At 38.6% G+C, this 25,179-nt stretch carries 21 protein-coding genes; 18 read left to right on the forward strand and 3 right to left on the reverse strand.

All coding sequences use genetic code 11. The annotated features are described in order from the left end of the window. Positions 1-3 precede the first annotated feature (3 nt). Positions 4-387, forward strand: a complete 384-nt coding sequence (locus M9892_07020) for a cation transporter (protein MCO5254095.1) — start codon at positions 4-6, stop codon at positions 385-387. Then, entirely contained in the window at positions 375-2,648 is a 2,274-nt protein-coding gene (locus M9892_07025; GenBank protein ID MCO5254096.1) for a carboxypeptidase-like regulatory domain-containing protein, read from the forward strand. The genes M9892_07020 and M9892_07025 overlap by 13 nt, the downstream gene beginning before the upstream one ends. Before the next feature lie 77 nt (positions 2,649-2,725). Here M9892_07025 and M9892_07030 read toward each other — a convergent pair whose 3' ends face one another. Further along, positions 2,726-3,505, reverse strand: coding sequence for a helical backbone metal receptor (locus tag M9892_07030; protein ID MCO5254097.1), 780 nt, complete (start codon positions 3,503-3,505; stop codon positions 2,726-2,728). A gap of 39 nt (positions 3,506-3,544) precedes the next feature. After that, complete coding sequence (locus M9892_07035; protein MCO5254098.1) at positions 3,545-4,570, reverse strand: hypothetical protein; 1,026 nt, start codon at positions 4,568-4,570, stop codon at positions 3,545-3,547. 367 nt (positions 4,571-4,937) lie between these two features. Between M9892_07035 and mraZ the strand changes: the two genes are divergently transcribed. The 13 genes from mraZ to M9892_07100 all read left to right on the forward strand — a co-directional run bounded on the left by mraZ (position 4,938) and on the right by M9892_07100 (position 16,231). Continuing rightward, entirely contained in the window at positions 4,938-5,411 is a 474-nt protein-coding gene (gene mraZ, locus M9892_07040) for a division/cell wall cluster transcriptional repressor MraZ (GenBank protein MCO5254099.1), read from the forward strand. Continuing rightward, positions 5,398-6,306, forward strand: a complete 909-nt coding sequence (gene rsmH, locus M9892_07045) for a 16S rRNA (cytosine(1402)-N(4))-methyltransferase RsmH (GenBank protein MCO5254100.1) — start codon at positions 5,398-5,400, stop codon at positions 6,304-6,306. Before mraZ ends, rsmH begins: the two co-directional genes overlap by 14 nt. Positions 6,307-6,313: 7 nt before the next feature. Beyond that, a complete protein-coding gene (locus tag M9892_07050; protein ID MCO5254101.1) occupies positions 6,314-6,670 on the forward strand; it encodes an FtsL-like putative cell division protein in 357 nt (118 codons plus the stop codon). Between the two features lie 3 nt (positions 6,671-6,673). Continuing rightward, on the forward strand, positions 6,674-8,770 hold the full coding sequence (locus M9892_07055; protein MCO5254102.1) for a transpeptidase family protein: 2,097 nt from the start codon (positions 6,674-6,676) through the stop codon (positions 8,768-8,770). Further along, positions 8,767-10,230 carry a UDP-N-acetylmuramoyl-L-alanyl-D-glutamate--2,6-diaminopimelate ligase gene (locus M9892_07060; protein ID MCO5254103.1) on the forward strand — a complete coding sequence of 488 codons (1,464 nt, stop codon included), beginning with the start codon at positions 8,767-8,769 and terminating at the stop codon, positions 10,228-10,230. The genes M9892_07055 and M9892_07060 overlap by 4 nt, the downstream gene beginning before the upstream one ends. Before the next feature lie 4 nt (positions 10,231-10,234). Beyond that, positions 10,235-11,488: a phospho-N-acetylmuramoyl-pentapeptide-transferase gene (mraY, locus tag M9892_07065; GenBank protein ID MCO5254104.1), complete on the forward strand. Its 1,254-nt coding sequence runs from the start codon at positions 10,235-10,237 to the stop codon at positions 11,486-11,488. Then, on the forward strand, positions 11,485-12,831 hold the full coding sequence (gene murD / locus M9892_07070; GenBank protein ID MCO5254105.1) for a UDP-N-acetylmuramoyl-L-alanine--D-glutamate ligase: 1,347 nt from the start codon (positions 11,485-11,487) through the stop codon (positions 12,829-12,831). Before mraY ends, murD begins: the two co-directional genes overlap by 4 nt. A 145-nt stretch (positions 12,832-12,976) precedes the next feature. After that, complete coding sequence (locus tag M9892_07075; GenBank protein MCO5254106.1) at positions 12,977-13,285, forward strand: PUR family DNA/RNA-binding protein; 309 nt, start codon at positions 12,977-12,979, stop codon at positions 13,283-13,285. Between the two features lie 99 nt (positions 13,286-13,384). Next, positions 13,385-13,951 (forward strand): sulfite exporter TauE/SafE family protein, encoded by a 567-nt coding sequence (locus tag M9892_07080; protein MCO5254107.1) that lies wholly within the window; start codon positions 13,385-13,387, stop codon positions 13,949-13,951. Beyond that, positions 13,944-14,696 carry a 1-acyl-sn-glycerol-3-phosphate acyltransferase gene (locus tag M9892_07085; GenBank protein ID MCO5254108.1) on the forward strand — a complete coding sequence of 251 codons (753 nt, stop codon included), beginning with the start codon at positions 13,944-13,946 and terminating at the stop codon, positions 14,694-14,696. Before M9892_07080 ends, M9892_07085 begins: the two co-directional genes overlap by 8 nt. Continuing rightward, a complete protein-coding gene (gatC, locus tag M9892_07090) occupies positions 14,689-14,988 on the forward strand; it encodes an Asp-tRNA(Asn)/Glu-tRNA(Gln) amidotransferase subunit GatC (GenBank protein MCO5254109.1) in 300 nt (99 codons plus the stop codon). The genes M9892_07085 and gatC overlap by 8 nt, the downstream gene beginning before the upstream one ends. Positions 14,989-15,035: 47 nt before the next feature. Next, positions 15,036-15,674, forward strand: coding sequence for an ABC transporter ATP-binding protein (locus M9892_07095; protein ID MCO5254110.1), 639 nt, complete (start codon positions 15,036-15,038; stop codon positions 15,672-15,674). 5 nt (positions 15,675-15,679) lie between these two features. Next, entirely contained in the window at positions 15,680-16,231 is a 552-nt protein-coding gene (locus tag M9892_07100) for a cob(I)yrinic acid a,c-diamide adenosyltransferase (protein MCO5254111.1), read from the forward strand. 5 nt (positions 16,232-16,236) lie between these two features. Here M9892_07100 and M9892_07105 read toward each other — a convergent pair whose 3' ends face one another. Next, entirely contained in the window at positions 16,237-17,022 is a 786-nt protein-coding gene (locus M9892_07105; protein MCO5254112.1) for a hypothetical protein, read from the reverse strand. An 89-nt stretch (positions 17,023-17,111) separates the two neighbouring features. Here M9892_07105 and M9892_07110 point away from each other — a divergent pair, with 89 nt between their 5' ends. From M9892_07110 to M9892_07120, 3 genes are all read left to right on the forward strand, one after another. Beyond that, positions 17,112-22,040 (forward strand): PKD domain-containing protein, encoded by a 4,929-nt coding sequence (locus M9892_07110; protein MCO5254113.1) that lies wholly within the window; start codon positions 17,112-17,114, stop codon positions 22,038-22,040. Positions 22,041-22,083: 43 nt separating this feature from the next. Further along, the gene (gene ffh / locus M9892_07115) at positions 22,084-23,400 is read left to right on the forward strand and encodes a signal recognition particle protein (GenBank protein MCO5254114.1); all 1,317 of its coding nucleotides are present in this window, start codon (positions 22,084-22,086) and stop codon (positions 23,398-23,400) included. A 70-nt stretch (positions 23,401-23,470) separates the two neighbouring features. Then, positions 23,471-25,093 carry a T9SS type A sorting domain-containing protein gene (locus tag M9892_07120; GenBank protein ID MCO5254115.1) on the forward strand — a complete coding sequence of 541 codons (1,623 nt, stop codon included), beginning with the start codon at positions 23,471-23,473 and terminating at the stop codon, positions 25,091-25,093. The last annotated feature ends 86 nt before the right edge of the window (positions 25,094-25,179 follow it).

Raw genomic sequence — 25,179 nt, forward strand, 5'->3', positions numbered from 1 at the left:
AAAATGAAAAATCTAATTTTAAAACCCATATTTATGGTGATTGCAGGCTTGACATTCATGTCTGTGATGAGCTTTACCGACAACAATACAGCAAATAAATCTAAAAAATTTGTAACAGAAACTTTCAAAGTGGACGGATGTTGTGGCGAATGTAAGGAAAGAATTGAACAAGCTCTTGATATCAAAGGAATACGATATGCAAGCTGGGAAGTATCTACACATATCCTCACTGTTACTTATAATACAAAGAAAATCACCATTCAGGAAATTCACAACACTATTGCAGGAGTAGGACACGACACAGATTTGGTCAAAGCTCCGGACAATATCTACAATGCACTCCCTGATTGTTGCCAATATAGAGGAGGTCACTCATGCAATCACTAAAGATATATGCCCTCTTAGTCATCACGTTCCTTTCGTGCAGAGTCTATGGACAAGAGCTACACGGAGTTGTCAGAAGCAAAACGGAACCACTTGAAGAAGCCTATATCTATTGGAAAGGCTTTGTATTAACCAATACCAAGTCGGATTCGGTAGGTCATTTCACTATAGCAACTATACCCGAACAGGACACTCTATTTGTTACAATGGTGGGATTTGAACCGGCAGAAATAGTGATAGCAAAAGGGCAAACGCATGTAGATGTTGTATTATCACCTTCCACGGTGCTCAATACCGTCAATATTGGCGATGTAAAAGGTGCTAAAACACTTAACAAAAAAGATATCCGAAGTATAACTCGTTTTTCTGATAGAGAGTTTGCCAAAGCGGCTTGTTGTAACCTTTCAGAAAGTTTCGAAACCATTTCGGCAGTAGATGTTACAACATCCGATGCAGTAACGGGAATACGTCAGATTCAGATGATGGGATTTTCCGGAATTTATATTCAAACCCAGGTGGACAACATGCCTTTTGCTTCGGGTTTGATTGCCTCAAGCGGTCTGACCTATATTCCGGGGATTTTTGTAAAAGGAATGCAATTAGCCAAGGGAGTTGGGTCTGTTACCAATGGCTATGAAGGAATGACCGGCTCATTAAACATTGAACTTAGAAAACCTACTCACAAAGAGAGGCTAATCATTAACGGATATTTTAATCCTTTCAATCTGCGACCCGAAGGCAATGTGGTTTATTCGCAGCAAATAAGTAACAACTGGGCAACTACTGCCATGCTGCATGGTTCCGGGACTTATGCCAAATCAGATATCAACAAGGACGGATTTCAAGATTTTCCACTTCAAAAAAAACTGAATTTTAGCAATTCATGGATGTTCATGAAGAAAAATTGGGAGGGAAATATTGGTATTAAGTACTTCAATTATGATCAAAATTTGGGCGTAAATGATTTCATAAAAACCGGCAATATAGATTGGACGAGTGCTTCAAAAAATGAGCGTTTCGAGGCTGAAGCTATGCTTGGACATATTTTTGAAGATAAACATCATCCGAAAGATGAACATGCTAACGCACATGCCAATAATTCCATGGGATTCAGAGCCAATGTCCATTCTCAAAAGCTCGAAAATCATTTTGGAGAGCGTAACTATAAAGGAGATGAAAAGGCAATGAACCTGAAATGGGTTTTCCAAGGTTTGGCAGGAAATTCATTTCATCAATATATGATTGGAGCCACATTCTATGGCAACCAAACCGGAGAAAAATTTAAAGACAGCTTTTACGACTTAAATCTGAATAGAAAAGAACTCGTGTCGGGGGTGTTTTTTGAATGGACAGAATCAAGCATTAAAAATCTTGTTTTGGTTGGTGGTATTCGCTATGATTATCACAACTTTTTTGGTTCAATTTTCACTCCGCGCCTACATGGGAAATGGACAATTAACAAGAGAAATGAAGTCAGATTTGGAGCCGGCAGGGGGCAAAGAACATCTAATCCTTTTGCTGATTACCAAGGCATATTCAGTTCCGGAAGAAGAGTGATTTTACCCTTTAATGCGAGTAATGGGTTTTATGGATTGCAGCAAGAAGTTTCTTGGAATTCAGGATTTTCATACACTAAGGCATTTAAATTATTCTTCCGTCCTGCAACACTAATGCTTGACTACTACTTTACATGGTTTGATGAACAATTACAGGTGGACAGAGATTATGAAGCTTCGCAAATTCGATTCTACAATATCGCAGCATTGGGACTAAAATCTTACTCTCACTCTGCCAGTGTAGAGCTTGATTTTTCTCCTGCTAAGAGGTTTGATGTCCGTATGGCTTATCGCTTTATTGATTCGCGCAGCGGATACCTTGATGGAACTACACGTTTCAATCCATTGATTTCTCCACACAGAGCTTTTGTCAACATTGCTTATGAGACCCGTAAAGGATGGTCTTATGATGCAACAGTAAACTGGCAGAGTCAAAAGAGATTACCTCAAGGGAACAACCTACCTAATGAACTGAGCGACATGCCCTCATACAGCCCATCGTACACAAGTGTGATGGCACAAATAACAAAGAAATTCAGTAAACAGTTTGAAGCCTATATCGGTGCTGAGAACATGTTAAATATTGTACAAAAGGACTTGATTCGTTTGGCTTCCAACCCTGAGAGTCCATACTTTGACCCTACTTTGGTTTGGGGACCCTCTATGGGTATTACATGTTATTTAGGTTTCAGATACTATGTTTGGTAATAATCCGAAACAAGCCCTGTTGAAATTCTTCAGGACTTGTTTTTATTTCAACAGTTTTAAAAATAAGTCGTTAGTATTTATTGCCTGATTGTCAGCCCCTGAAAATACTCCGCAGCATATTGTAAACGACTGCCATACCAAGTAAACATCTCTCCATCCACAAAGATAATTTTTGCATTGGGAAAAATGGCTTCAAATTCTGCACGATGCTTTTCCTTGAAGGGATATGGTTCTGAAGAAAGCAACACAAACTCCGGATTTAGTTTTCTGAGTGATTCACTTTCTAAAGATGGGTATCTGTCCATATTGGCACAAACATTCTCAAACCCTGCACGCTGAAGCATGTCATTGATAAAGGTGCCTCCCCCAACAAGCATATAAGGATTACGCCATATCATATAAATGCAACTATGTCGAATTGAAATATTTAATTGTTCAAACCCTGCTTTGATTCTCTTGTTCAAGGCATGGGTTTCAGAAACTCTTTGACAAATCTGCCCAATAGTAGCAATCATTGTATAAGCATCTTCAAGTTTAGCGATATCGCTCACCCACACCGGACAATCCTTTGCCAATTCCTCAATTTCTTCTTTGATATTCTCTTCCTTATTGGCAATAATTAAATCAGGTTTTAAAGAGCGAATCTTAGGTATATTAAGCTTTTTAGGTCCTCCGACTTTGCAGGTGGTTTTGAATTTTGATTCGGGGTGAATACAGAAAATAGTTTGCCCCACAATCCTTTCTCCACAGCCAATATCGTAAAGCAATTCGGTCTGAGACGGCACCACAGAAACAATCCGCTGAGGCGGCACATTGATTTCGACTTTGCACCCTAACTGATCTGTGAAGACGGTCATGAGGCAAAAATACACAAAAACCTAAACGCTCTTTAGGGCTTAATTATTCAGGTATTGTGCGAGTGTTGTAAACAAATCTTCGCTATATCCATTCTGCCTAAACAGAATCTTACCCTGTGGGTCAACGAGAAGAATAGTTGGAAACGTTGTAACATCAAACACATTGATAGCCATTATATTCTTATGGGCAAGCATGATGGATGTATGGCTATACTTGTGCTTAAACTGATTCAATATCGCAGTATCTTTGGGATATTTATCATAGGGGTCAATGGTCAGATATCGAACTTTATGTGAATATTGCAACGCAAATGAATCCAATAATTGTGCTGCCTGATGACAGGGGACACATCGTGCAAACGAAAAATCAATCAGGCGATATAAGCTGTCTTCTGTGTTTAATACCCAAGGCTGTTTCTCATCATACGAAAACAAACTGATAGGAACCAATTCATCTAATGATTTTAAGTTAATAAGATTAGGATTTTGTTTTCTTTTTTCTGTTTCAGTTATATTCTTGTCAAAATATCCCTTGTAGGTCTGAAAAATAGAGTCAAACTCCTGATTTGTGATTTCCTGATGACTTCTCAGCACAAAATCATTATGTGAAATATTGGAGATACCAAAGAGGCTCAATGAGGCATAAGCCGCCTCTCCTTGTTGATTGAACCTGATTGCTATTTTGCGGGATGTGTCATAATACAAATCATCCGATTTCAGATAAATGGTTGTAGTGCTGTCAAAAAATTGAATTGCATGATTGTCAACCCAAAAAGGAAATCTATCAAATCTATTTGCCAAAAATTCTTTTATACTTAGCCAAGCAGAGTCGCTCGACACGTTCTCATTTACCGTATATTGTATTCCGTCTTTGAACAGAGCAAAAATTACTCGCCCGCCATTGCGCCATTCTATTATATATTCGCTCGTAGTGTCGTTTACATACTTTGCAAACATTTGCATTTTACACAAATTGGTGTCAGAGAAATTATGTGTATAGAGCGCCATGTCATACTCAACATGAAAGGTTTTGTGTTCAATATTGGATTTCAAATGATGATTCATTTTAGTTACCAATGTGTGATATACCCTCTCATGTGCACATGAGAACAAGCAAAGTGAAACAATGAAGAGAAGCACAACTCGCATTAATGACTTCAAAAATAGGAAAATTAAGTAATTTAATTTACCCTTCCGGCTCCAAACATAGTTTGCAGCACGAAGCAAACATCCCCTTTATTTAATATTCTCAACAGTGCACTTGTCAAATTTCAGGAGTAAAGTCAAATCCTGCATAATTCACAAAGTTGCAACTATTTGATTATGTGATATTTAAAAATAATGTTGAAAATTTGTGGTATAAAATGGAAGAAAGTGGTGAAATGTGGGAAAATCTGTTATACTTTTACACCCCGATTGGCATTAACAAGAAATGGCAAAGTTCATAGGAGAATTTGACTGCAAAATTGACAACAAAGGCAGAATAGCCCTGCCATCCAAGCTGCGTATGCAAATTCCGGCAGGCATGGAACAAACGATGGTCATCAACCGAGGATTTGAATGTTGCCTTGTTCTTTATGTCATGGAAGATTGGAACAAGGAATCCGAAAAGCTGAATATTCTCAACGAATTCAACCGTGAGTCAAGAAGATTTATCAGGCAATATAACAACGGAGCTAACATTTTGTCTGTTGACAACAATGCGCGAATACTCATCCCCAAGAAATTACTTGACTATGCAGAAATAAAAGGGAATGTAGTGCTCTCAGCTTATGGCAACAAAATAGAAATCTGGTCAGAGAAAAATTATAAAGAAGAAATGTCCTTTGACGCAGACGACTTTGGCTCAACCGCAGAAAAATTATTAGGAAATAAACCTGGCGACATCCAAGATGCAAACCGCTAACTACCACATACCCGTACTGGCTAATGAATCCATTGCTGCATTGGACATTAAGCCTGACGGCACTTATGTGGACGCGACATTTGGCGGTGGAGGACATTCTAAACTCATTCTTAACAAACTCAATAAAGGACAGCTTATTGCCTTTGACATGGACAGCGATGCAGCCAAAAACATTCCCGATGACGACCGACTCCTCTTTGTTAATCACAACTACGGTTATATCAAACAATTTCTTGACTACCTAAACATAGACAAAGTGGATGGAATATTAGCGGATTTGGGGATTTCATCACATCAGATTGACACACCCGAAAGAGGCTTTGCTCATCGCTTTGACGGCACTGTAGATATGCGCATGAACATAGACAATAACCTGTCTGCAAAAACCCTATTGAATGAATACTCAGAGCAAGAACTTACCCGCATATTTTATGAATACGGTGAACTTTCAAATGCAGTCAGGATAGCACGTGCAATCTGTTTGGCACGCAAGAACAAGCCCATAGAAACCACCACTGATTTGACTGAATTGCTCGCAGAGTTTGAAAAACCCGGCAAACAAGGTCAATTCCGCAGCCAAGTGTTTCAGGCGTTACGAATAGAAGTCAATCAAGAACTCGAAGGGTTGAAAAACTTGCTCATCAACGGATGCAACAAACTCAACAAAGACGGGCGTTTTGTAGTAATCAGCTATCACTCCTTGGAAGACCGCTTAGTAAAAAACTTCTTTAAGTCAGGAAATTTTGAAGGAATTGTAGAAAAGGATTTTTACGGAGCATCAACAACTCCTTTAAAGCCATTGAGCAGCAAAGCGGTTACACCAAATTTTGAAGAAACAAAAACAAACAACAGATCCAGAAGTGCAAAAATGCGTGTAGCAATCAAAATCACATAAAAAACAGATGTCACAAGACAAGCATGAAAATATGGCTGCCGAGAATACTCCCAACTATGAATCAAAGAAAAAGTTGCCGGAGTTAAAACTCAATAAAGAGTGGGTAAATAAATCACTCCCTGCCATTCTGGTGCTTTCCACATTAGCAATCTTATATATATACATCGCAAACCTCAATGTCCGCATGCTCAACGAAGCTGAAAAACTAAAAATAGAAAATCAAGAGTTACGCTCCGAGCTTATTGCCATCCAAACTGATTTGATGACAAAAAGCAAACAAAGCGAAGTAGCAAACAGAGTCAGAGAAAGTGGATTAAAAGAAATGCGCACCCCGCCCTACCAACTAAAAAAAGCAAAAAAATAATCAATGAGTTTGCGTAAATCCATACTGCTCCGAACCCGAATTGTGGTATTTGCCATATTGATTTTTGCCGGAATTATCATCGCTCAGGCATTTGACCTAACGGTTCTGGAACGCAAAGAGTATGTGAAACTCAGTCAAGAACAAAGTATCAGACTTCGCGAAGTTAAAGCCATCAGAGGCAACATTTTGAGTAATGACGGAAGACTTCTTGCAACCTCTTTACCAAAATATGACATTCGCTTTGATACACGAGCACCTAAAATTACTGCCGAATTATTCAGCAAATCCGTTGACTCTCTCGCTCTATTACTTTCAATTCATTTGCCCGACAAAAATTATCAACTTTGGAGAAGCTATCTTGTTAATGGTCGCAAGAATAAAGAGCGCTATTTGCTAATCCAGCGCAATATTTCGTATGAATTAGCCAAAGACATGAATGATTGGCCGATTTTCAGGTTAGGAAAATATGGTGGCGGACTCATCAAAGAAGAACACAATGTACGTGAGATGCCATTTGGTAAACTTGCGCGCAGAACCATCGGTTTTACCTCACGTGAGGGCAACTCGGTTGGACTGGAATTATCATTCGATTCATTGCTGAGAGGCAAAAGCGGAAAGCGCTACGAACAAAGAGTCTCGGCTCGTGTGTGGCGTCCTATGGAAAACAATGAATTTGAGCCTGAAAATGGTTATGATATTGTAACCACTATTGATATCAATATCCAAGATGTGGCAGAAGATGCCCTAAGACGCGCATTAGACAGCGCCAATGCTATGAGCGGTTGTGCTATTTTAATGGAAGTGGAAACCGGTGCCGTCAGAGCAATTGCCAATTTTAATCGCATGAAAGACGGAAGCTACTTTGAGAGTATGAATCTGGCTATTGGCGATGCTTCCGACCCCGGTTCAACATTCAAACTTGCGAGTGTTCTTGCATTATTGGAAGAAGGTGTAATTGACCTTGACGACAGTGTGGACATCAATTACGGAAAAAAACAATTCTATGACAGAACTATGGAAGATGCCCATAGTTCTCCCAACAAGAAAATCACGCTCAGGGAGGCATTTGAATACTCATCCAATGTCGGTATTGCAGGGCTTGTGGAGCAATATTTCAAAAGCAATCCACAAAAATTTATTGACTATTTGTCAAGGCTAAATCTGGATCGTCCCTTGGGGATAGAGCTCAAAGGCGAAGGTAATATTCGCATCAAATCACCCAAAGACAAGGACTGGTATTTGACCACACTTCCATGGACAGCCATCGGATATGAGTCCCGTGTTACAGCTCTGCAAATACTCAATATTTACAACACAATAGCCAACAATGGCAAGATGGTAAAGCCCTATTTTGTTTCTGAAATCAGAAAAACAGATAAAGTACTGTGGAAACATGAAACAGAAGTATTAAACGAAAAAGTGTGTTCCCAAAGCACCGTAGAAAAACTCAGAGAACTTCTTATTAGCGTAGTAGAAAGTGGCACAGCAAAAAATCTAAGAAATCTTCAATATAAAGTTGCGGGCAAAACCGGAACTGCACAAATATATAGACTTGGCGGATTCGATAAAAACTCCCATAAAGCCTCATTTGTGGGTTACTTCCCTGCCGACAAGCCCAAATATTCATGTATAGTGATAATAAATGAACCGCGCAAAGGAGGTTACTATGGCAATATTATGGCAGGACCGGTTTTCAGAGAAATTGCCGACAAAGTATATGCTACATTGCTTGATATTCACCCTGAAATTCAGCCCAACGAAGATGTAATCCTACCTGTTATTAAAGACGGATACAGAGATGATATCAAATTTGTACTTAACACGCTTCAAATCAGTTCCAATACCGCAGAGGGAAACACAGGAAGTGAATGGGTGAGAGCATTCAGACAAGAGAAATATATCACCCTCAAACCCAAAGAATTCGTCAAAAACAAAATGCCTGATGTAACAGGAATGGGGCTAAAAGATGCATTATACCTCTTGGAATCAATGGGTCTGACCGTCTCTGTTCAAGGTTATGGATGGATAAAATATCAAAGTCTCCCAGCAAACACACCCATAGTACCCGGCAATAAAGTATTGATTGAACTCAAACCATGAAGAAAGTAAAAGAAATATTAACCGGACTCAAAGCTTATACGTTGCACGGAAACGAAAATGCAGAAATTTCATTCCTTACCCAAAACACGGATGAAGTAAAAAAAGGCTGCCTGTTCTTTGCTGTCAAAGGTACTAAGATAGATGGACACAATTTTATTGCTGACGTAATCCAAAAAGGTGCAGCAGCCATAGTATGTGAAACACTGCCGCCTAAAATCAATAAAGATATTTGTTTTATCGCATGTGAAAATTCACGCCAAGCCATAGGCTACATAGCTTCTGCGTATTATGACAACCCGAGCGAAAAACTAACCCTTGTGGGTGTAACCGGCACAAACGGAAAATCATCTATCGTCACCATGCTCTACCAGTTTTTCAGTGATAGAGGCAGCAAATGCGGATTGATTTCGACTATCAACTACACTATCGGAACACAGACCTACGAAAGCACACATACCACTCCCGACCCTATAAGGCTCAATCAGCTTTTTGCTGAAATGGTTGAACAAGAATGTGAATATGCTTTTATGGAAGTGAGTTCAATTGCCATACATCAGGGCAGAATCAACGGATTGCACTTTGATGGCGCTATTTTCACTAATATCACTCATGACCATTTGGACTATCATGGAACCTTTGCAGAATATCTAAGATGCAAAAAACTCTGGTTTGACAATCTGCCTGATGATGCATTTGCGCTTGTAAACTTAGACGATAAAAACGGCAAAACCATGTTACAAAACTGCAAAGCAGGCAGATTTTATTACGCCCTTGATCGCATTGCAGATTTTAAAATAAAGGTTTTGGAAACTGATTTTGACGGAATGTTGCTCAAAATCGAAGATGAAGAAGTATGGGTAAGTCTTGTAGGAGAATTCAATGCAAGCAATCTTACAGCAGTTTATGGAGCCGCCTTTTTGTTGGGCATTCCACAACATGACATACTCACCGGGTTGAGTGCACTCAGGGGTGCAAAAGGCAGATTTGAGCGAGTGCAGAGCGTTAATAAAATCACAGGGATTATTGATTATGCACACACTCCCGATGCACTCAAAAATGTATTGGGAACCATTAACAAAATCAGAACTGGCAATGAGAAGCTAATTACCGTTTTCGGTTGCGGAGGTAATAGAGACAAAGCCAAGCGCCCTGTGATGGGCGAAATTGCAGCACGAATGTCCGGTCGGGTCATACTCACATCAGACAATCCCAGAGATGAAGACCCTCAAACTATTATGGACGAAGTGGCTGCGGGAGTAGCGCCAACGGACTTCAAGAAACTACTCAAAATAACAGAACGGAGCGAAGCCATCAGGGCAGCTGTTGCCATTGCCGCACCGGGTGATGTAATCCTAGTAGCAGGCAAAGGACATGAAACGTATCAAGAAATTAAGGGGGTTAAAACACATTTTGACGACCATGAGATATTAGAAAACGCATTTAAATCACTAATCAACTGACGATATGCTATACTATCTTTTTGAATACTTAGACAAATTAGATTTTCCCGGAGCCGGGGTTTGGAAGTACATCACTTTCAGAACTTCAATGGCGGTCATTTTGTCCTTACTTATTTCACTTGTATTTGGCAAGACACTCATCAAAGCGCTACAAAGATTACAAGTAGCAGAAACCATACGCGACTTAGGACTTGAGGGCGAGAACCAAAAGAAAGGCACACCAACCATGGGTGGACTAATCATTATTGGTGCGATTCTCATCCCTACACTACTTTTTGCCAAGCTTCATAATGTCTATATTATCCTCATGCTTATCACCACAATCTGGCTGGGATTGATTGGTTTTTTGGATGATTATATTAAAGTTTTCAAGAAAGACAAAGGTGGTTTGGCAGGCAAATCCAAGATTATCGGACAGATAGGAATTGGAATCATCGTAGGTACAACATTATTCTTTAATTCAAGTGTTATCACCCGCAAACACATAACCCCTGAACAAGCTGTAATCCTGAACATGGATACAACAAAGATGGAAAAGACCTTGTACAATGGAGACTTGTTCTATTTTGTAAATGAAAAGTCAGTTAAAACCAATATCCCATTTCTCAAAAACCACGAATTTGATTATGCATCACTTGTAAAATTCATGGGAGATGACTACCAGCAATACGGCTGGATTGCGTTTATCCTGATGACAATATTTGTGATAACAGCGGTTTCAAACGGAGCAAACATCACAGACGGAATTGACGGGCTGGCAGCAGGGACATCTGCCATCATTGGGTTAACACTTGGGGTATTAGCCTATATATCGGGCAGTATTTTGTTTGCAAACTACCTGAACATTATGTATATCCCCCATTTGGGTGAGTTGCTTGTGTTCGCAGGTGCATTTGTGGGTGCGTGTATAGGTTTTCTTTGGTATAACTCATTTCCCGCCCAAGTATTTATGGGCGATACCGGCAGTTTGACATTGGGTGGAATCATTGCAGTATTTGCCATTGTGATTCGCAAAGAATTACTCATCCCTGTGTTGTGCGGAATTTTTCTGGTTGAAAACCTGAGCGTAATTATTCAAGTGGCATATTTCAAATATACTAAGAAGAAATATGGAGAAGGAAGAAGGGTTTTTCTGATGTCTCCCATTCATCACCACTATCAGAAAAAAGGTTTTCATGAAGCCAAAATCGTAACCAGGTTTTGGATTATAGGGATTCTTCTTGCAGTAATTTCCATTATCACACTTAAACTTAGATGAATAACTACGACATTATCATATTGGGAGGTGGCGAAAGCGGAACAGGATGCGCGTTACTTGCAAAATCTAAAGGTTTGAGCGTGTTTTTATCGGATGCAAGCATGCTCAAGGACATATACGCCCAAGAGTTGCGTCAAGCAGGCATTTCTTTTGAACAAGGTGCACACTCTGAAGATATTATTCTGAGCGGCAAGAAAATCATCAAAAGTCCCGGCATACCGGACAAAACCGACATAATTAAGAAAATCAGAGAAAAAAATATTCCCATAATTTCAGAATTAGATTTTGCACAGTCATACAGCCATGCAAAAGTCATTGCCATTACCGGAACCAACGGCAAAACCACTACCACTACAATGGTTTTTGAGCTTTTAAGAAAAGCAGGTTTGAATGTCGCACTCGGAGGCAATATAGGAGTAAGTTATGCCAAACAAGTCGCAATCAAAGACCCTGAATATTTTGTGTTGGAAGTCAGCAGTTTTCAATTGGACGACTCCTATGATTTTCATCCTTACATATCCATTTTATGCAATATTACTCCCGACCATTTGGATAGATATGAATATGAATATCAAAATTATATCAATTCAAAATTCAGGATTACCCAAAATCAAACAGAACAAGACTACTTCATTTATTGCATTGACGACCCTGACACATACAGCAATCTGAACATAGTGCCATCCGGGGTTAACCAACTCGCTTTTGGCTATTTCAACAAACCCGAGACAGGTGCCTGGGTTGAAAACAAAGTATTGCACCTAACCGACACAGCAAACAAAATATACCTTACCATGAATACAGACAACTTAGCCCTAAGAGGCATCCACAACACCTACAACTCAATGGCAGCAGGACTTGTAGGCAGCATCATGAACCTAAGCAAAGAAGCCATCCGCGAAAGTCTTGCCAACTTTGACAACATAGAACACAGATTAGAATATGTTGCAACCGTAGGCGGTACAGAGTACATCAATGATTCTAAGGCAACCAACGTCAATTCTGTTTGGTACGCACTTGAGAGCATGCAAAAGCCTGTCATCTGGATTGTAGGCGGTGTGGACAAAGGAAATGATTACAGTACACTAATTCCGCTCGTAGAAGAAAAAGTCAAATTAATTATCTGCCTTGGTCTTGACAACACTAAGATACATCAAGCCTTTAGCAAACATGTAAATTTGATGTTGAACACAAACTCTATGCAAGAGGCTGTTCAAACTGCTCATCGCTTTGCGGACAAAGGAGACACCGTGTTGCTTTCACCTGCTTGTGCATCTTTCGACCTATTTCTCAATTACAAAGATAGAGGCTGGTCATTTAAGCAAAGTGTGAAAAATCTGTAAAGAACATTGCATTTGATACATTACTCAATTGCAATCGGTATGCAGGTTTATCTACTAAATTTTATAAAATAACCTCAAAAGGGTTGTATGTATTCATTTTTGTCTTTTATTTGTGATGGTTAAATCAGTATTAAATAGTGTGGATATGGAGGAAAACAGATACAACGATCAAGACAAACTCTTCTCCAAGAGAGTAAAAGCCGGCAAGCGAACTTATTTCTTTGATGTACGTGAAACGAAAAACAAAGACTATTATGTTACTATCACAGAAAGCAAGAAAAGATTTGATGATCAAACCTATGTAAAACAAAAGATTTTCCTCTACAAAGAAGACTTTAACAAATTCATTGAAGCCATGAACGAAACTATTGGATTTGTCAAAAAAGAACTTCTGCCTGAATACGATTTTGACGAATTCACACATCATTCTGAAGAGGATAACATTACAGAATAATTTACTTTTTGTAGCTTAATAGTAAGTTTCAATATAATCATCACTGTGGGTTTATTTACACAGAGTTTAATTGTATTTTTGCAAGCCTAAATTGCAGCCATGTTTAAGAAAATTTTCGTCTATGGGATATCCTTTGGAAGTATTGCCGGAGCATTCTTGTTTATACATCTAAACAATTATGGACCTGACATGAGTAATTTCCAAAAGATTTTTTTCATGCTTATATACTCCTTGATTTTACCTGCTACCTGTGTATATCTTCTTTCAAAAAATATTAGACAAGACAGCCTTGAGAAAGACCCTAAAAATGCCAAACCCGGCACAGTGATTATTGCAGGACTCTTTGCAGGTATTGTTATTGCACTTACTATTGCGGGTATTTATGCCTTTATTGCTACACAATTTCCCGCAATCATTGAAAAAGCCATTCAATCTGATTTAGCAAAACTCAATGACAACATGGATAAATACATGGAGTTTTACAAAAAAACAAAAGAAGAAATTATTCAAATGACCGTAGATAGATACAGTATTGGCAACCAATTTCGAGACAATATGTATCAGTTCACATCCATCGGTTTATTGGTCTCAGGTATTATGGCACTTATTTATATGAATAAAGACAGAAAGCGAAATGCTGCAAATACCGAAATAAAGAATGATTAAAAAAACGCTCCAATCCACTTATGCAATCTGGTTTGCGATAGTATTTGCTTTCACATTTATACCATTATACCCCGTATTTCTCATCCTGTTATCACACAAATCAGGATATTATCTCGCAAATAAACTTCGCAAACTGTGGGCTTTGCTGATTATGCTTTTTTCAGGTCTTTGGATTTCAATTAAAAAAGAAAACCAAAATATGAAATCTTCCCTGCCATGTATTTATGTTTCTAATCATAGTTCCTATCTGGATATCTTGTGCATGTCAATCATTGCAAGAGGAAACTATATGTTTCTGGCGAAGAAGGAATTAAAGAAAATACCTCTTTTTCGAGTTTTCTTCAGAACAGTGGATGTGGCAGTAGACAGAAAAAATAATGTAGAAGCCGCAAAATCTTACAAACAGACAGAAGAAAGAATCAAAGAAGGATATAGCTTTATCATTTATCCCGAAGGTACCATAGGAAATCAAGCACCACGTCTTGCCTCGTTCAAAAATGGAGCATTCAAATTGGCGATAGAAAATGAGCTACCCATTGTGCCGGTAACTATGTTAGATAATTACAAAAGACTTGTTCACAAAAACGGAATCAGCGGTAGCCCCGGACAAATGCGAACAGTAATTCATAATCCCATCGAAACCAAAGGTTTGACAAAGGAAGACATCCCTGCGCTCAAATCAAAAGTTTATACTATTATTGAGAACACATTGATTGAATATAAAATCATAGAAAAGAATGACTAAAATTAACGAAAAAGAATTTGACCGTTTGGCAGAGTTATCAAAACTTGAATTCTCAGAAAGTGAAAAGCAAGAATTGATGGCAGATCTCAATAAGACAGTGGCTTTTTGTGAAACACTTAATGAAGTAAATACAGACGGTGTAGAGCCATTGATTTATATGACACCTAACACTAATGTTGTTAGAGAAGATAGAATTGAAGGGATGATTAGCAAAGAAGAAGCATTAAAGAACGCCCCTGCCAAAGACTCTGATTTTTTCAGGGTTACCAAAGTAATCAAGCCCAAACAGTGACCACACAAAAAGTCATAGAGATTATCGGTTTGAACAAATCCTACACAATGGGAAGCCAAACGCTGCCGGTTCTAAAGAACTTTAATCTCGAAGTTTCCACAGGAGATTATGTAGCTCTCATGGGACCCAGCGGTTCGGGCAAATCTACCTTAATGAATATAATTGGCTGTTTGGACAATTTTAATTCGGGGAAATATCTATTGAACGGGATTGATGTAACAGGACTTTCAGACAATAATCTGGCAGAAATTCGTAACAAACAGATAGGCTTCATTTTTCAGACTTTTAATCTACTGCCGAGGTATTCTGCACTTGAAAATGTAGAACTCCCTTTGATATATGCAGGCATAGGGAAGAAAGAGCGTATTCGAAGAGCAACAGATGCATTGGCACGAGTTGGTTTGGCGGACAGAATAACTCACAAGCCCAATGAATTATCCGGAGGTCAAAGACAAAGAGTAGCAGTAGCAAGGGCTTTGGTAAACAATCCTGCCATATTGCTTGCCGATGAACCTACCGGAAATTTAGACTCTAAAACTTCGGACGAAATCATGTTGTTGTTTGAACAAATCTATGAACAAGGAAATACTATCATACTTGTTACACACGAAGAGGATATAGCCCGTAGAGCAAAACGAATTATCAGACTCAAAGACGGCATTATCGAAAAAGAAGAAATTAACTAATCTAAATGAAAATCTATACAAAAAAAGGCGACAAAGGCATGACTACTCTTATTGGTGGCGACAAAGTAAGCAAGTTTGACCCCAGAATAGAAGCATACGGTACCATAGATGAACTGAATAGTTATATTGGCATACTCATAGCCTCCATTCATGACCAAAACGAAAAAGCATATTTAATCAAAGTACAAAGTGATTTGTTCAATATTGAAGCCTTGCTTGCCACACCAGCAGGTAAAGATTTCAAGATGCCCGAGGTTGAAGATTCAGACATCAAAGAAATGGAGGGGCGGATTGACAACATTGACAATCAACTTGAACGATTGAAAAATTTTATTCTTCCCAGTGGAAGTCTTGTCATTTCACAAATTCATGTAGCAAGATGTATTTGCCGTAGAGCAGAGCGTATCATAGTTCAGCTCAATGAGCAAGAAGAGGTTGACGGCAGAATCATTGCTTATATTAACAGATTTTCTGATTATCTGTTTAACCTTGCTCGCTTTGAAGCAAAATTAACAAACACCCAAGAAATTCTGTGGGCGCCAAAGGGAGTAAAATAACCCGATTATTTCTTTTGATATTTATTCAAAATATCATTATTGCCTTGTATTTCCTGCATCTTAGCCTGCACTTCCATATCTTCTTTGATTTTTTTTGCAATCTCAAAATCCGGCTGTACAGCAATAGCTTTAGCTAAATAAGAGATAATTGATTTTGGAGACTGTTGAAGGTTTGCTTTTACAAAATATGCTGCAGCTTTGATTTTTACACTTTGAGTTTCACCGGTTGAAGTAGAAACATCTACATAAATTTGGTCAGAAGCAGAATCATTTAAAATAATATCAGCCATTTCGTTTGCACGTTTTGGGTCGCCCATATAAGTGTAAACTTGGGCTAAAGAATATAGGTACTTAGGTTCTTTGGTAATTTGATAGAGTTTGGTGATTTTTTCTTCTGCCTTTTTGAATGCACCGGCATCAAAATAAATATACCCTGCGATTTCCAACATCCTGATATCTCCGGGATCAAGCGTCAAAGCTTTCTCGGCATAATATCCCGCACTGGTTGCATTTCCGATGGCAATATAGTGCCTTGAAAGGCTGTCATAAAAATGAGTTTGAGTAGAATCAATCAATAACATACGATTGATAGCTACAATCGCTGTATGATGATCACCGGTCTTATAAGCTTGTTGATAAAGAGCAAGTTCAAAATCATAAGCTGCTTTATTGTTTTCGGGGCTTGCGGGTGATACTCCCGTATTTTTCTGTTTACAGCCCAAAACAAAAAAAGATAATACAATGACTACGAGTGTAATGGATTTGTACAAAAAACCAAATGTTGTTTTCATGTTGTTTGATAAGAGTGGCAAAGAACCTATAATTTCAGTAATTTTGCAAATTGTTTGCAGCTAATAAAAAATTCGGTTTGAACCTATTAATGAAGCATAGTAAATGTATTCTAATGCTCTGGGTTTTAACCCTGAGTAGTATAACCGCAAAATCGCAATGCGGGTCAATTGACTTTTACTCTTCAGATACAATTTCCTGCAATCCTGCATTTGTGCAATTCAATATTATTAACCTGCCTCCGGGGGCTTCGGTGGAATGGAATTTCGGCAATGGAACCTTAGCCGGTAATACCTCACCCAAAAGATTGTATGATTCAGCCGGTGATTATACAGTTAAATTAAAGGTTACATTGATCAATCTTGCTGTGTGTGAAATAGAGAAGCCTCAATATATCAAGATTAAACCTAAACCTTCCATTAATGTAATATGGGACAAATTCAAGTTGTGCAACGGACCTGATACGGTTGTCTTTACAGACCTTTCACCCAATATTAAAACACGTGATTACATTTTGGACGGAACCGCATATACCAATGCGCCCAAGGTGTTTTCTCACCTTTTTGATTCAAGCTATGGCATCAAGACTTTGTATGTCTTTGCTACCGACAGTTTTGGGTGTAGAAATGTAAAGAGTTATGATTCCGCTGTTTACCAATATTGGGGCTTTGACTCTTTGTTTGCCGACATGAGCTACAGTCCCGACACACTTATTTGTGGACCTATGGAACTCAAGTTTACGAGGCTCATACCCGTTTTGCAAAATCATTCTTTTGTTGGTTTTAATTGGTCTTTTGAATCTGCAAACGATACTTTTACTTCAACCGCTTCCAGCCCCAACATCTCACTCCCGGAAGGTTTATATTCTGTACAACATACATTTACAAACTCGGGAGGCTGCAGTTATACCCTATCAAAAGACAATTGGATACAGGTATATGATTCAATTGATGCCAATATTACTATAGACAAATCCACTGCATGCACCGGAGAAGAAATCACTTTCACAGTAACAAACAGCAAGGGCGGTACTATAACATGGAATTTTGATTCTATTCCTGTTACAATTATCAAACAAACAGACACTTCCATCACCGTTGGTTTTAATAAAATCGGGACATTCGGTGTAAATGTTGTTTATACAAATTATAGTTGTGTTACCACAAAGAGTTTCAACAATATGGTTTCAATCAAGGGACCTAACCCTTTGTTTGCACTTCCATTGACCAGAACTTGCGTTTTGCCTAAGACATTTAGGGCAATCAATAAATCAGATTTAATCGGTGCGGGAGTTACTCAATTTGCATGGCAAGTGATAAATCAAAAAAACGGAGTATTAATTTTCAGTTCAAGCTCAGCGGATTCTATTGTATTCCCCATTGCAGACACTTCTTATTATACAGTCAAACTCAAAGCAACCGGAGCAAGCGGTTGTGTAGATTCATTAGTTATGCAGAATGCCGTTGGGATGGATTCTTTGCTCCCAAGTTTCAGTATAGTTCCCCAACCTGCTTGCAAGGGACAGAAAATCACCCTTACTGCTACGACTCCTGAAGGCACAACCGGAACAAAAAATAATCATTATTGGGAGGTATATTACAAGAATTCAAAAATGATACTTTTTTCAGGCAGTATCAATCCTCAATTAGTGACTCTGCCAGACACCGGTTACTATGGTGTTTATCTGAAAGCCACAAATACACAAGGTTGTTCGGGAAGTAAATTCTTCAAGGATACTATCAAAGTGGATGCACCTAAAATCACCATCAGTGTAAGTGACTCGCTGCCGTGCAGGTTATACCCTGTAACCTTGTATTCAGATTTCCCTCGTAATGATTTTAAAACTTATAACACGCAATGGGTGTTGCAACATACAGACACAAATCTTACAGTTGTATCCTCCTACAACCGCGACTCACAACAATTTGCATTAAACCATCCGGGTATGTACAAAGTTAGATTTGTATATAGCTCAGCCAACAATCAGTGCAGAGACACTATTACAGCAGCATTCAGAATCAAAGTGAGCGGAATCAGGTTGACACTAACAACTCTTGACCCAATGACAGGCTGCGAGCCGTTAACTGTAAAATGGAAAGGCATTGTTCACGGAGATTACAATTATAAAAACAACAGTTCAAATACTTTTGAATGGAAAGCCCAACCTAACATGGCGCCTTACACTCTTTTCATTCCTAATACAGGCTTGAATACTACCGCTACATATAACAGAAAAGGGTCACAACTCACACGCTTGGTAGTAACCCATGGTTCGGGATGCAATGATTCATTTTATTCCAATTATTTTATAGTAGGCACAACCGCCTCTTTCAGCTTTGCAAGTAGTGTAAGATGTGTCAATACAACGACACCTATCAACAATAGCTCTTTGAATGCCACAACATTCAAATGGGTGGTTGACAGTCCATCTGCCGTTATTATTTCACCCAATGATACCACAAGCAACCCGAGTATAACAGTCAAAAAGCAAGGAGATTATTATATCACTCTTTATTCAGTTGGTCCTGGGGGGTGCAAAGACACGCAGCAAAGGCTAATCAGAGTCATAGACCCTACTCCGGATTTCAATAGTTCGGACACGGTTCAATTTTGTGCTCCGGTTATGAACACCTTCAAACCCATTCCCGTTTGGTATGGAAGTGAATATCGGTGGTATTTCGGTGATGGTGATACTTTTGTCACAAACAAATCCAATCCGGTATCGCATGTTTATTCCAAAAATACTGATTCCAGCGGGATTAATATTCGCCTTGTAGTAACAACCCCGGGTTGCAGAGATACAATGGACAAACTCGGTTATGTCAAAGTGATTGGGCCTATTCCTGAATATGACTATAAAATAACTGCCGGATGCGAACCACTTTTGATTGACTTTAAGAACACAAGTCATAACTATAGTCGTTTTTACTTTGATTATGGTGATGGCACGGCATTAGATTCAACCGCCTTTGACAACCATAAATATACGGTTATGGACAAGAGTTTGAATGTACAATGTTACAAAACCAAACTCGTATTGGTTGACAAGAATGGTTGTTTTGCTTCGTATGAGCACAAAGACAATGTTTGCGTAAAAAAATCATCAGAGTCTAACTTCACTACAACAGACACTCTCGGTTGCGAAGTTTATACATCTACATACATAAACAATTCATTGTATGGAGTTTCATTCAAATGGGACTTCAAAGGAGATGGCAATTTTGTTTCCGCAAGCGATTATAATCCTGCAGCATCATATTCTGCCGGGGTTTATTATCCGCGCTTGGCGGGCTTTAATGTAAACGGCTGTTCAGATACAACAGCTCCCAACAAGTTGCGCATCCTTGTCCAGCCCAAGCCAAAATCGTTCTTTATTCCTGCTTCCGATAGTATTTGCTTTAACTCTCCACTTCAATTCTTTGCCCAGCCTATTACAAACAATAAAATCACTTCCTATTTTTGGGATTTTGGCGATCTTGCTAATCTAAAAGACACAAGCAGCAAGCGCAACCCAACATACAGTTATAAGTCTCCTCTGAATCAGTATGTTACTCTGGTAGTCAAAGACAGTAATTCGTGCCAAGACACTTTTGGCAGATTTGTCTTTGTTTTGGACACCATCCCTCCTGCTAACAGTGGACTGCACTATGTAACCGTTCAAAACAATAAAGACATTTTGGGAGTTTGGCCGCCTGCCGCAGTAGGTCAGTTTGCAAAGTATTCTTTTTATTTAGATGAAACCGGATACACCAAACTGTATGAAACCAACAATCGCACGGACACTTCATTTTTAGTAAACACGGGAATCAACGTAAATGCAAAGCGTTATTGTTACACAACAACTATTGGTGACACTTGTGGTATTGTTTCCAAATACGGAATGCCACATTGTACCATCTCTACAAAAGTTGACAAGTCAGGCCCATCAAGGCTATTGATAAACTGGATTAAATATATAGGTTGGGATTTGAATGATTTTTGGGGCTATATTATTTATCGTTCCGAAGAAGGTGGAAAATTCATCCCCATCGATACCGTTGACAACTCAACAGATAACTATCTTGACCTTAACTTATGTGAACACACATACTGTTATTATATAGAAGCTGTTCACAAGAACCAAAAATGGCGTTCTGTGAGCAATATAGCTTGTGAAAAACCTGATTACATTTACCCCTCAGACCAAGTGGCACCCCGCAAAGCCACTGTAATCAATGATAAAGACATTCTTGTACATTGGACTCCTTACATTGCCATGCCTAATTTTTCTCACTACAAAATAAGTAGGCAAAGACACAGCGACAATTCGAGCAACGAAAATTACGACACCACCACAGCACTTAATTACACTGATTTTAATGCAGATGTGAACTCCTCCTCTTATTCATACTATATCAGTGCCGTTGACATGTGTGGCTATGCGGCACCGAAATCTATCGAAGCTCGAAGCATTTTGCTGAAAAATAACATCAGAAATTACAGAGCTAATTTGTCATGGAACCCTTATAAAGAATGGGATAATGGCGTTGCAAAGTATGTAGTGGAAGAAAAAAATGAGTTTGGTGATTATGTTTTTGTAAAAGAACTCCCCTCTGATTCAACCCAATATATTTTTGAAGGTATTAATGTGGTTGACAACAGAGATATTTGTTTGAGAGTTTATGCTGTTAGAAACGGGCTAATGGACACCTCATATTCCAACACTTCATGCGACATACCAGAAAGTCAAGTTTATATTCCTAATGCCTTCTCTCCCAATAATGACGGAAAAAATGATGTATTTAAGCCAACCGCTATTTACATCACTAAAAGCACCGACAATCGTCTATATACTTACGAAATGGAAATATTTGATCGTTGGGGCAACAAAATGTTTATGACCAATGATTTGAACGAAGGTTGGGACGGAAATTTTCAGGAAAAAGCTTGTCCTAACGGAGTGTATCTATACAAAATCAGAGCAGTCGGGTTAGATGGCAAAGCATACGATTTCAAAGGGACACTGCACCTTATACGCTAATTCGGATAAGGTTTATTATCTTTGCACTCCGAAAAAATAAAGCATGTTCGAAAATCTAAGTTTAAAGATAGAAAAAGCCTTTAAAACCCTTAAAGGTCAGGGAAAGATAACAGAAATCAACATAGCAGAAACCCTGAAAGAAATTCGCAGGGCATTGGTTGATGCTGACGTAAACTACAAAATAGCCAAGGATTTTGTTGACCGTGTTAAAGAAAAAGCGTTGGGTGCCAACGTACTGACATCGGTTTCTCCGGGTCAACTCATGGTCAAAATAGTCAATGATGAACTCAAAGAACTGTTGGGAGGAGACCAAAAGGATATCAACCTTGCAGGTTCTCCGGCAGTAATTCTAATTTCGGGTTTGCAAGGCTCGGGTAAAACGACATTTACCGGAAAACTTGCTAAAATGCTCAAATCAAAAGGAAGAAAAGTCCTTTTGATAGCGGGAGACGTATATAGACCTGCGGCTATTGACCAATTGAAAGTATTGGGCTCTCAAATAGAAGTTGAGGTTTATTCTGAGGATGCTAATAAAAATCCGGTTGAGCTTGCACAAAACGGTATTCGATACGCACAAGCAAAAGGGATGAGCACTGTCATCATTGACACAGCAGGTCGCCTGAGTGTGGACGAGCAAATGATGACCGAGATTGCAAACATCAAAAAAGCAGTAAAACCCTCAGAAATTCTGTTTGTAGTTGATGCAATGACCGGTCAAGATGCCGTAAATACTGCTAAGTCTTTTAATGACAGACTTGATTTTGACGGAGTGGTGCTGACTAAAATGGATGGAGACACAAGAGGTGGTGCTGCACTTTCAATCAAATCTGTTGTAAACAAACCTATCAAATTTGTCAGCAGTGGCGAGAAACTTGACACCCTTGATATGTTCTATCCCGATCGTATGGCAAATAGGATACTGGGCATGGGAGATGTTGTTTCGTTAGTAGAAAGGGCACAACAAGTTTTTGATGAAGAAGAAGCATCCAGAATCAGCAAAAGGTTACACAAAAACCAGTTTGACCTTGAGGACTTTTTGAAACAAATTCAACAAATCAAAAAAATGGGCTCTGTAAAGGACCTGCTCGGAATGATGCCGGGAATTGGCAATAAAATCAAAGATTTAGATATAGATGACGATGCTTTCAAAGGTGTGGAGTCAATGATACAGTCCATGACTCCCAAAGAAAGACAAAATCCAATGATATTGAACAACTCACGCAAACAAAGAATTTGTAAAGGGAGTGGAAGAAATATTCAAGAACTCAACAAACTACTCGCACAGTTTGACCAAATGAAAAAAATGATGAAGAAGATGAATGGTAAGAGTTTGAAAGGTTTAGGGCTGCCGGGAATGTAATTAATAATTCCTCCTATTAAATAATTTATGAGATACACCATTTACTTTTGCAGTATTAAATAACAACATTATGAAAAAGAAACATTTTCTTATTCTTTCAATTGCTCTCATCTTATTCCCGGTAATATCATTTGCGCAAACAACACATCAGCCTAAAAAACACAAAAGCAGTTTTGCTGACATTGTAAAGTCAAGCAAGGTTAAACCTGATAACAAACCAAGTCAGACTCACATAACACAAACAAATCGAAGAACCAAGATTACTACATACAAACCCTCATCCGGATTCCAAATGTATTGGGATAACGGGATTGATACATGGTACTATTCAAACAACTTTCGTACTTTGTTTGATACATCAAAAAGAGAGATAGTGAGTGAGGACATGGATACCGCAGGGATGGGTTATAAAAACAAGCACGTTACCGCATACAACAAAAATGGCTATATAATAAGTGTTCGTTCGTATTCCAGCCCCGACCCTGATTCAGCTTATGTATTCAGCTATCTTGATTCGAATGAATACCATCCCACTTACCCAACTTTGGAAACCTTTAATGGTACTTTCAATTGGGATGATATCAATCAGACTTTGAATCTGAATTGGGGCGACAGAAGTACTTATGATGTTCAGTCCGGTCAGATATTGGGCCGCATAGATGAAGTTTTTTATGGCATGAATTGGGAAACGAACACCCTCACAACATATCACTACAACAATGGTCTCCTTACAGAATCTATTTCTTTCAATATTCAGAATAATACTGACACATCTGATGGTGAGAAAGAAGTATATGAATATGATGCAAATAATATTCCCGTAAGTGTTACTACATCAACTTGGAATACCACAACAAAAGTCTGGGAACTCTCCACAAAAATGGATAGCTTAGCATTTAATAACTATCATGGTTCATTAGTAGATTTTATTATTTTGAATAGTATTGATATAGAGGACATTCAAATCACAAGAACTGTATATTTGGACTGGAATGGATCAACGTGGGAGTTCACCGGTAAAGAAGAAAATTCATTTTCAGGGGATACTGCTATTAACACAGTATTTCAATGGAACAATATTACAAACCAATGGACACCCGCTGAAAGACATACATCTTTCAATAAAGACACCATCTCCTTTTATGAAAATGAACAATATGACAGTATCAAATTTGCTAAAACAGAGCGCTATCAATACCGATACGATAATCAACACAATTTCTTAGAATTTAAATACGAAACTTGGACTGATTCTGTGAATGACTATACCATCCAAAATTGGAACAGAAATCTGTTGAACTTTGACTCTGAAGGAAGACTTCTTGATGAGACAGAGCAACAATGGGAAACCTCTACTCTCGTTTTTAAAAATTCTGTAAAAAAGGTTTATCTGGAATGGCAGATGTTTGAAGAAGGTGATGACAACAATACGGGCGCTTCTCCTATTAAATCTAATGCTGCAATTACGGTATATCCAAACCCTGTAAGTGATTATGCAAACATCAAATTTGATGAAAGTATTTTAGGTCATAAGCAAATAATTGTACGCGACTTGTCGGGCAGAATAGTAGAACAGCTCAACACGAATACAAATACACTTAGCATTCCACTCAATAATTATTCATCAGGAATTTTCTTCATCCATTTAGTAAGTGAGCAATCTAATTCAGTGGTGAAATTAGTGAAAGAGTAGTTTTGGTAACAATGTAGTCGCGGACTTATTTGTCCTTCTATATAAACACCTTCTCAAACAATTGGGAAGGTGTTTTTTTTTATAAC

The organism is Bacteroidota bacterium, assembly GCA_023957335.1.
GTDB lineage: Bacteria > Bacteroidota > Bacteroidia > NS11-12g > UBA955 > JALOAG01.

Excerpts from the sequence above, each read along its gene's own strand:
- M9892_07020 (MCO5254095.1), top strand. The coding sequence starts at position 4 with ATGAAAAATCTAATTTTAAAACCCATATTTATGGTGATTGCAGGCTTG.
- M9892_07025 (MCO5254096.1), top strand. The coding sequence starts at position 375 with ATGCAATCACTAAAGATATATGCCCTCTTAGTCATCACGTTCCTTTCG.
- M9892_07030 (MCO5254097.1), bottom strand. The coding sequence starts at position 3,505 with ATGACCGTCTTCACAGATCAGTTAGGGTGCAAAGTCGAAATCAATGTG.
- M9892_07035 (MCO5254098.1), bottom strand. The coding sequence starts at position 4,570 with ATGAATCATCATTTGAAATCCAATATTGAACACAAAACCTTTCATGTT.
- mraZ (MCO5254099.1), top strand. The coding sequence starts at position 4,938 with ATGGCAAAGTTCATAGGAGAATTTGACTGCAAAATTGACAACAAAGGC.
- rsmH (MCO5254100.1), top strand. The coding sequence starts at position 5,398 with ATGCAAACCGCTAACTACCACATACCCGTACTGGCTAATGAATCCATT.
- M9892_07050 (MCO5254101.1), top strand. The coding sequence starts at position 6,314 with ATGTCACAAGACAAGCATGAAAATATGGCTGCCGAGAATACTCCCAAC.
- M9892_07055 (MCO5254102.1), top strand. The coding sequence starts at position 6,674 with ATGAGTTTGCGTAAATCCATACTGCTCCGAACCCGAATTGTGGTATTT.
- M9892_07060 (MCO5254103.1), top strand. The coding sequence starts at position 8,767 with ATGAAGAAAGTAAAAGAAATATTAACCGGACTCAAAGCTTATACGTTG.
- mraY (MCO5254104.1), top strand. The coding sequence starts at position 10,235 with ATGCTATACTATCTTTTTGAATACTTAGACAAATTAGATTTTCCCGGA.
- murD (MCO5254105.1), top strand. The coding sequence starts at position 11,485 with ATGAATAACTACGACATTATCATATTGGGAGGTGGCGAAAGCGGAACA.
- M9892_07075 (MCO5254106.1), top strand. The coding sequence starts at position 12,977 with ATGGAGGAAAACAGATACAACGATCAAGACAAACTCTTCTCCAAGAGA.
- M9892_07080 (MCO5254107.1), top strand. The coding sequence starts at position 13,385 with ATGTTTAAGAAAATTTTCGTCTATGGGATATCCTTTGGAAGTATTGCC.
- M9892_07085 (MCO5254108.1), top strand. The coding sequence starts at position 13,944 with ATGATTAAAAAAACGCTCCAATCCACTTATGCAATCTGGTTTGCGATA.
- gatC (MCO5254109.1), top strand. The coding sequence starts at position 14,689 with ATGACTAAAATTAACGAAAAAGAATTTGACCGTTTGGCAGAGTTATCA.
- M9892_07095 (MCO5254110.1), top strand. The coding sequence starts at position 15,036 with ATGGGAAGCCAAACGCTGCCGGTTCTAAAGAACTTTAATCTCGAAGTT.
- M9892_07100 (MCO5254111.1), top strand. The coding sequence starts at position 15,680 with ATGAAAATCTATACAAAAAAAGGCGACAAAGGCATGACTACTCTTATT.
- M9892_07105 (MCO5254112.1), bottom strand. The coding sequence starts at position 17,022 with ATGAAAACAACATTTGGTTTTTTGTACAAATCCATTACACTCGTAGTC.
- M9892_07110 (MCO5254113.1), top strand. The coding sequence starts at position 17,112 with ATGAAGCATAGTAAATGTATTCTAATGCTCTGGGTTTTAACCCTGAGT.
- ffh (MCO5254114.1), top strand. The coding sequence starts at position 22,084 with ATGTTCGAAAATCTAAGTTTAAAGATAGAAAAAGCCTTTAAAACCCTT.
- M9892_07120 (MCO5254115.1), top strand. The coding sequence starts at position 23,471 with ATGAAAAAGAAACATTTTCTTATTCTTTCAATTGCTCTCATCTTATTC.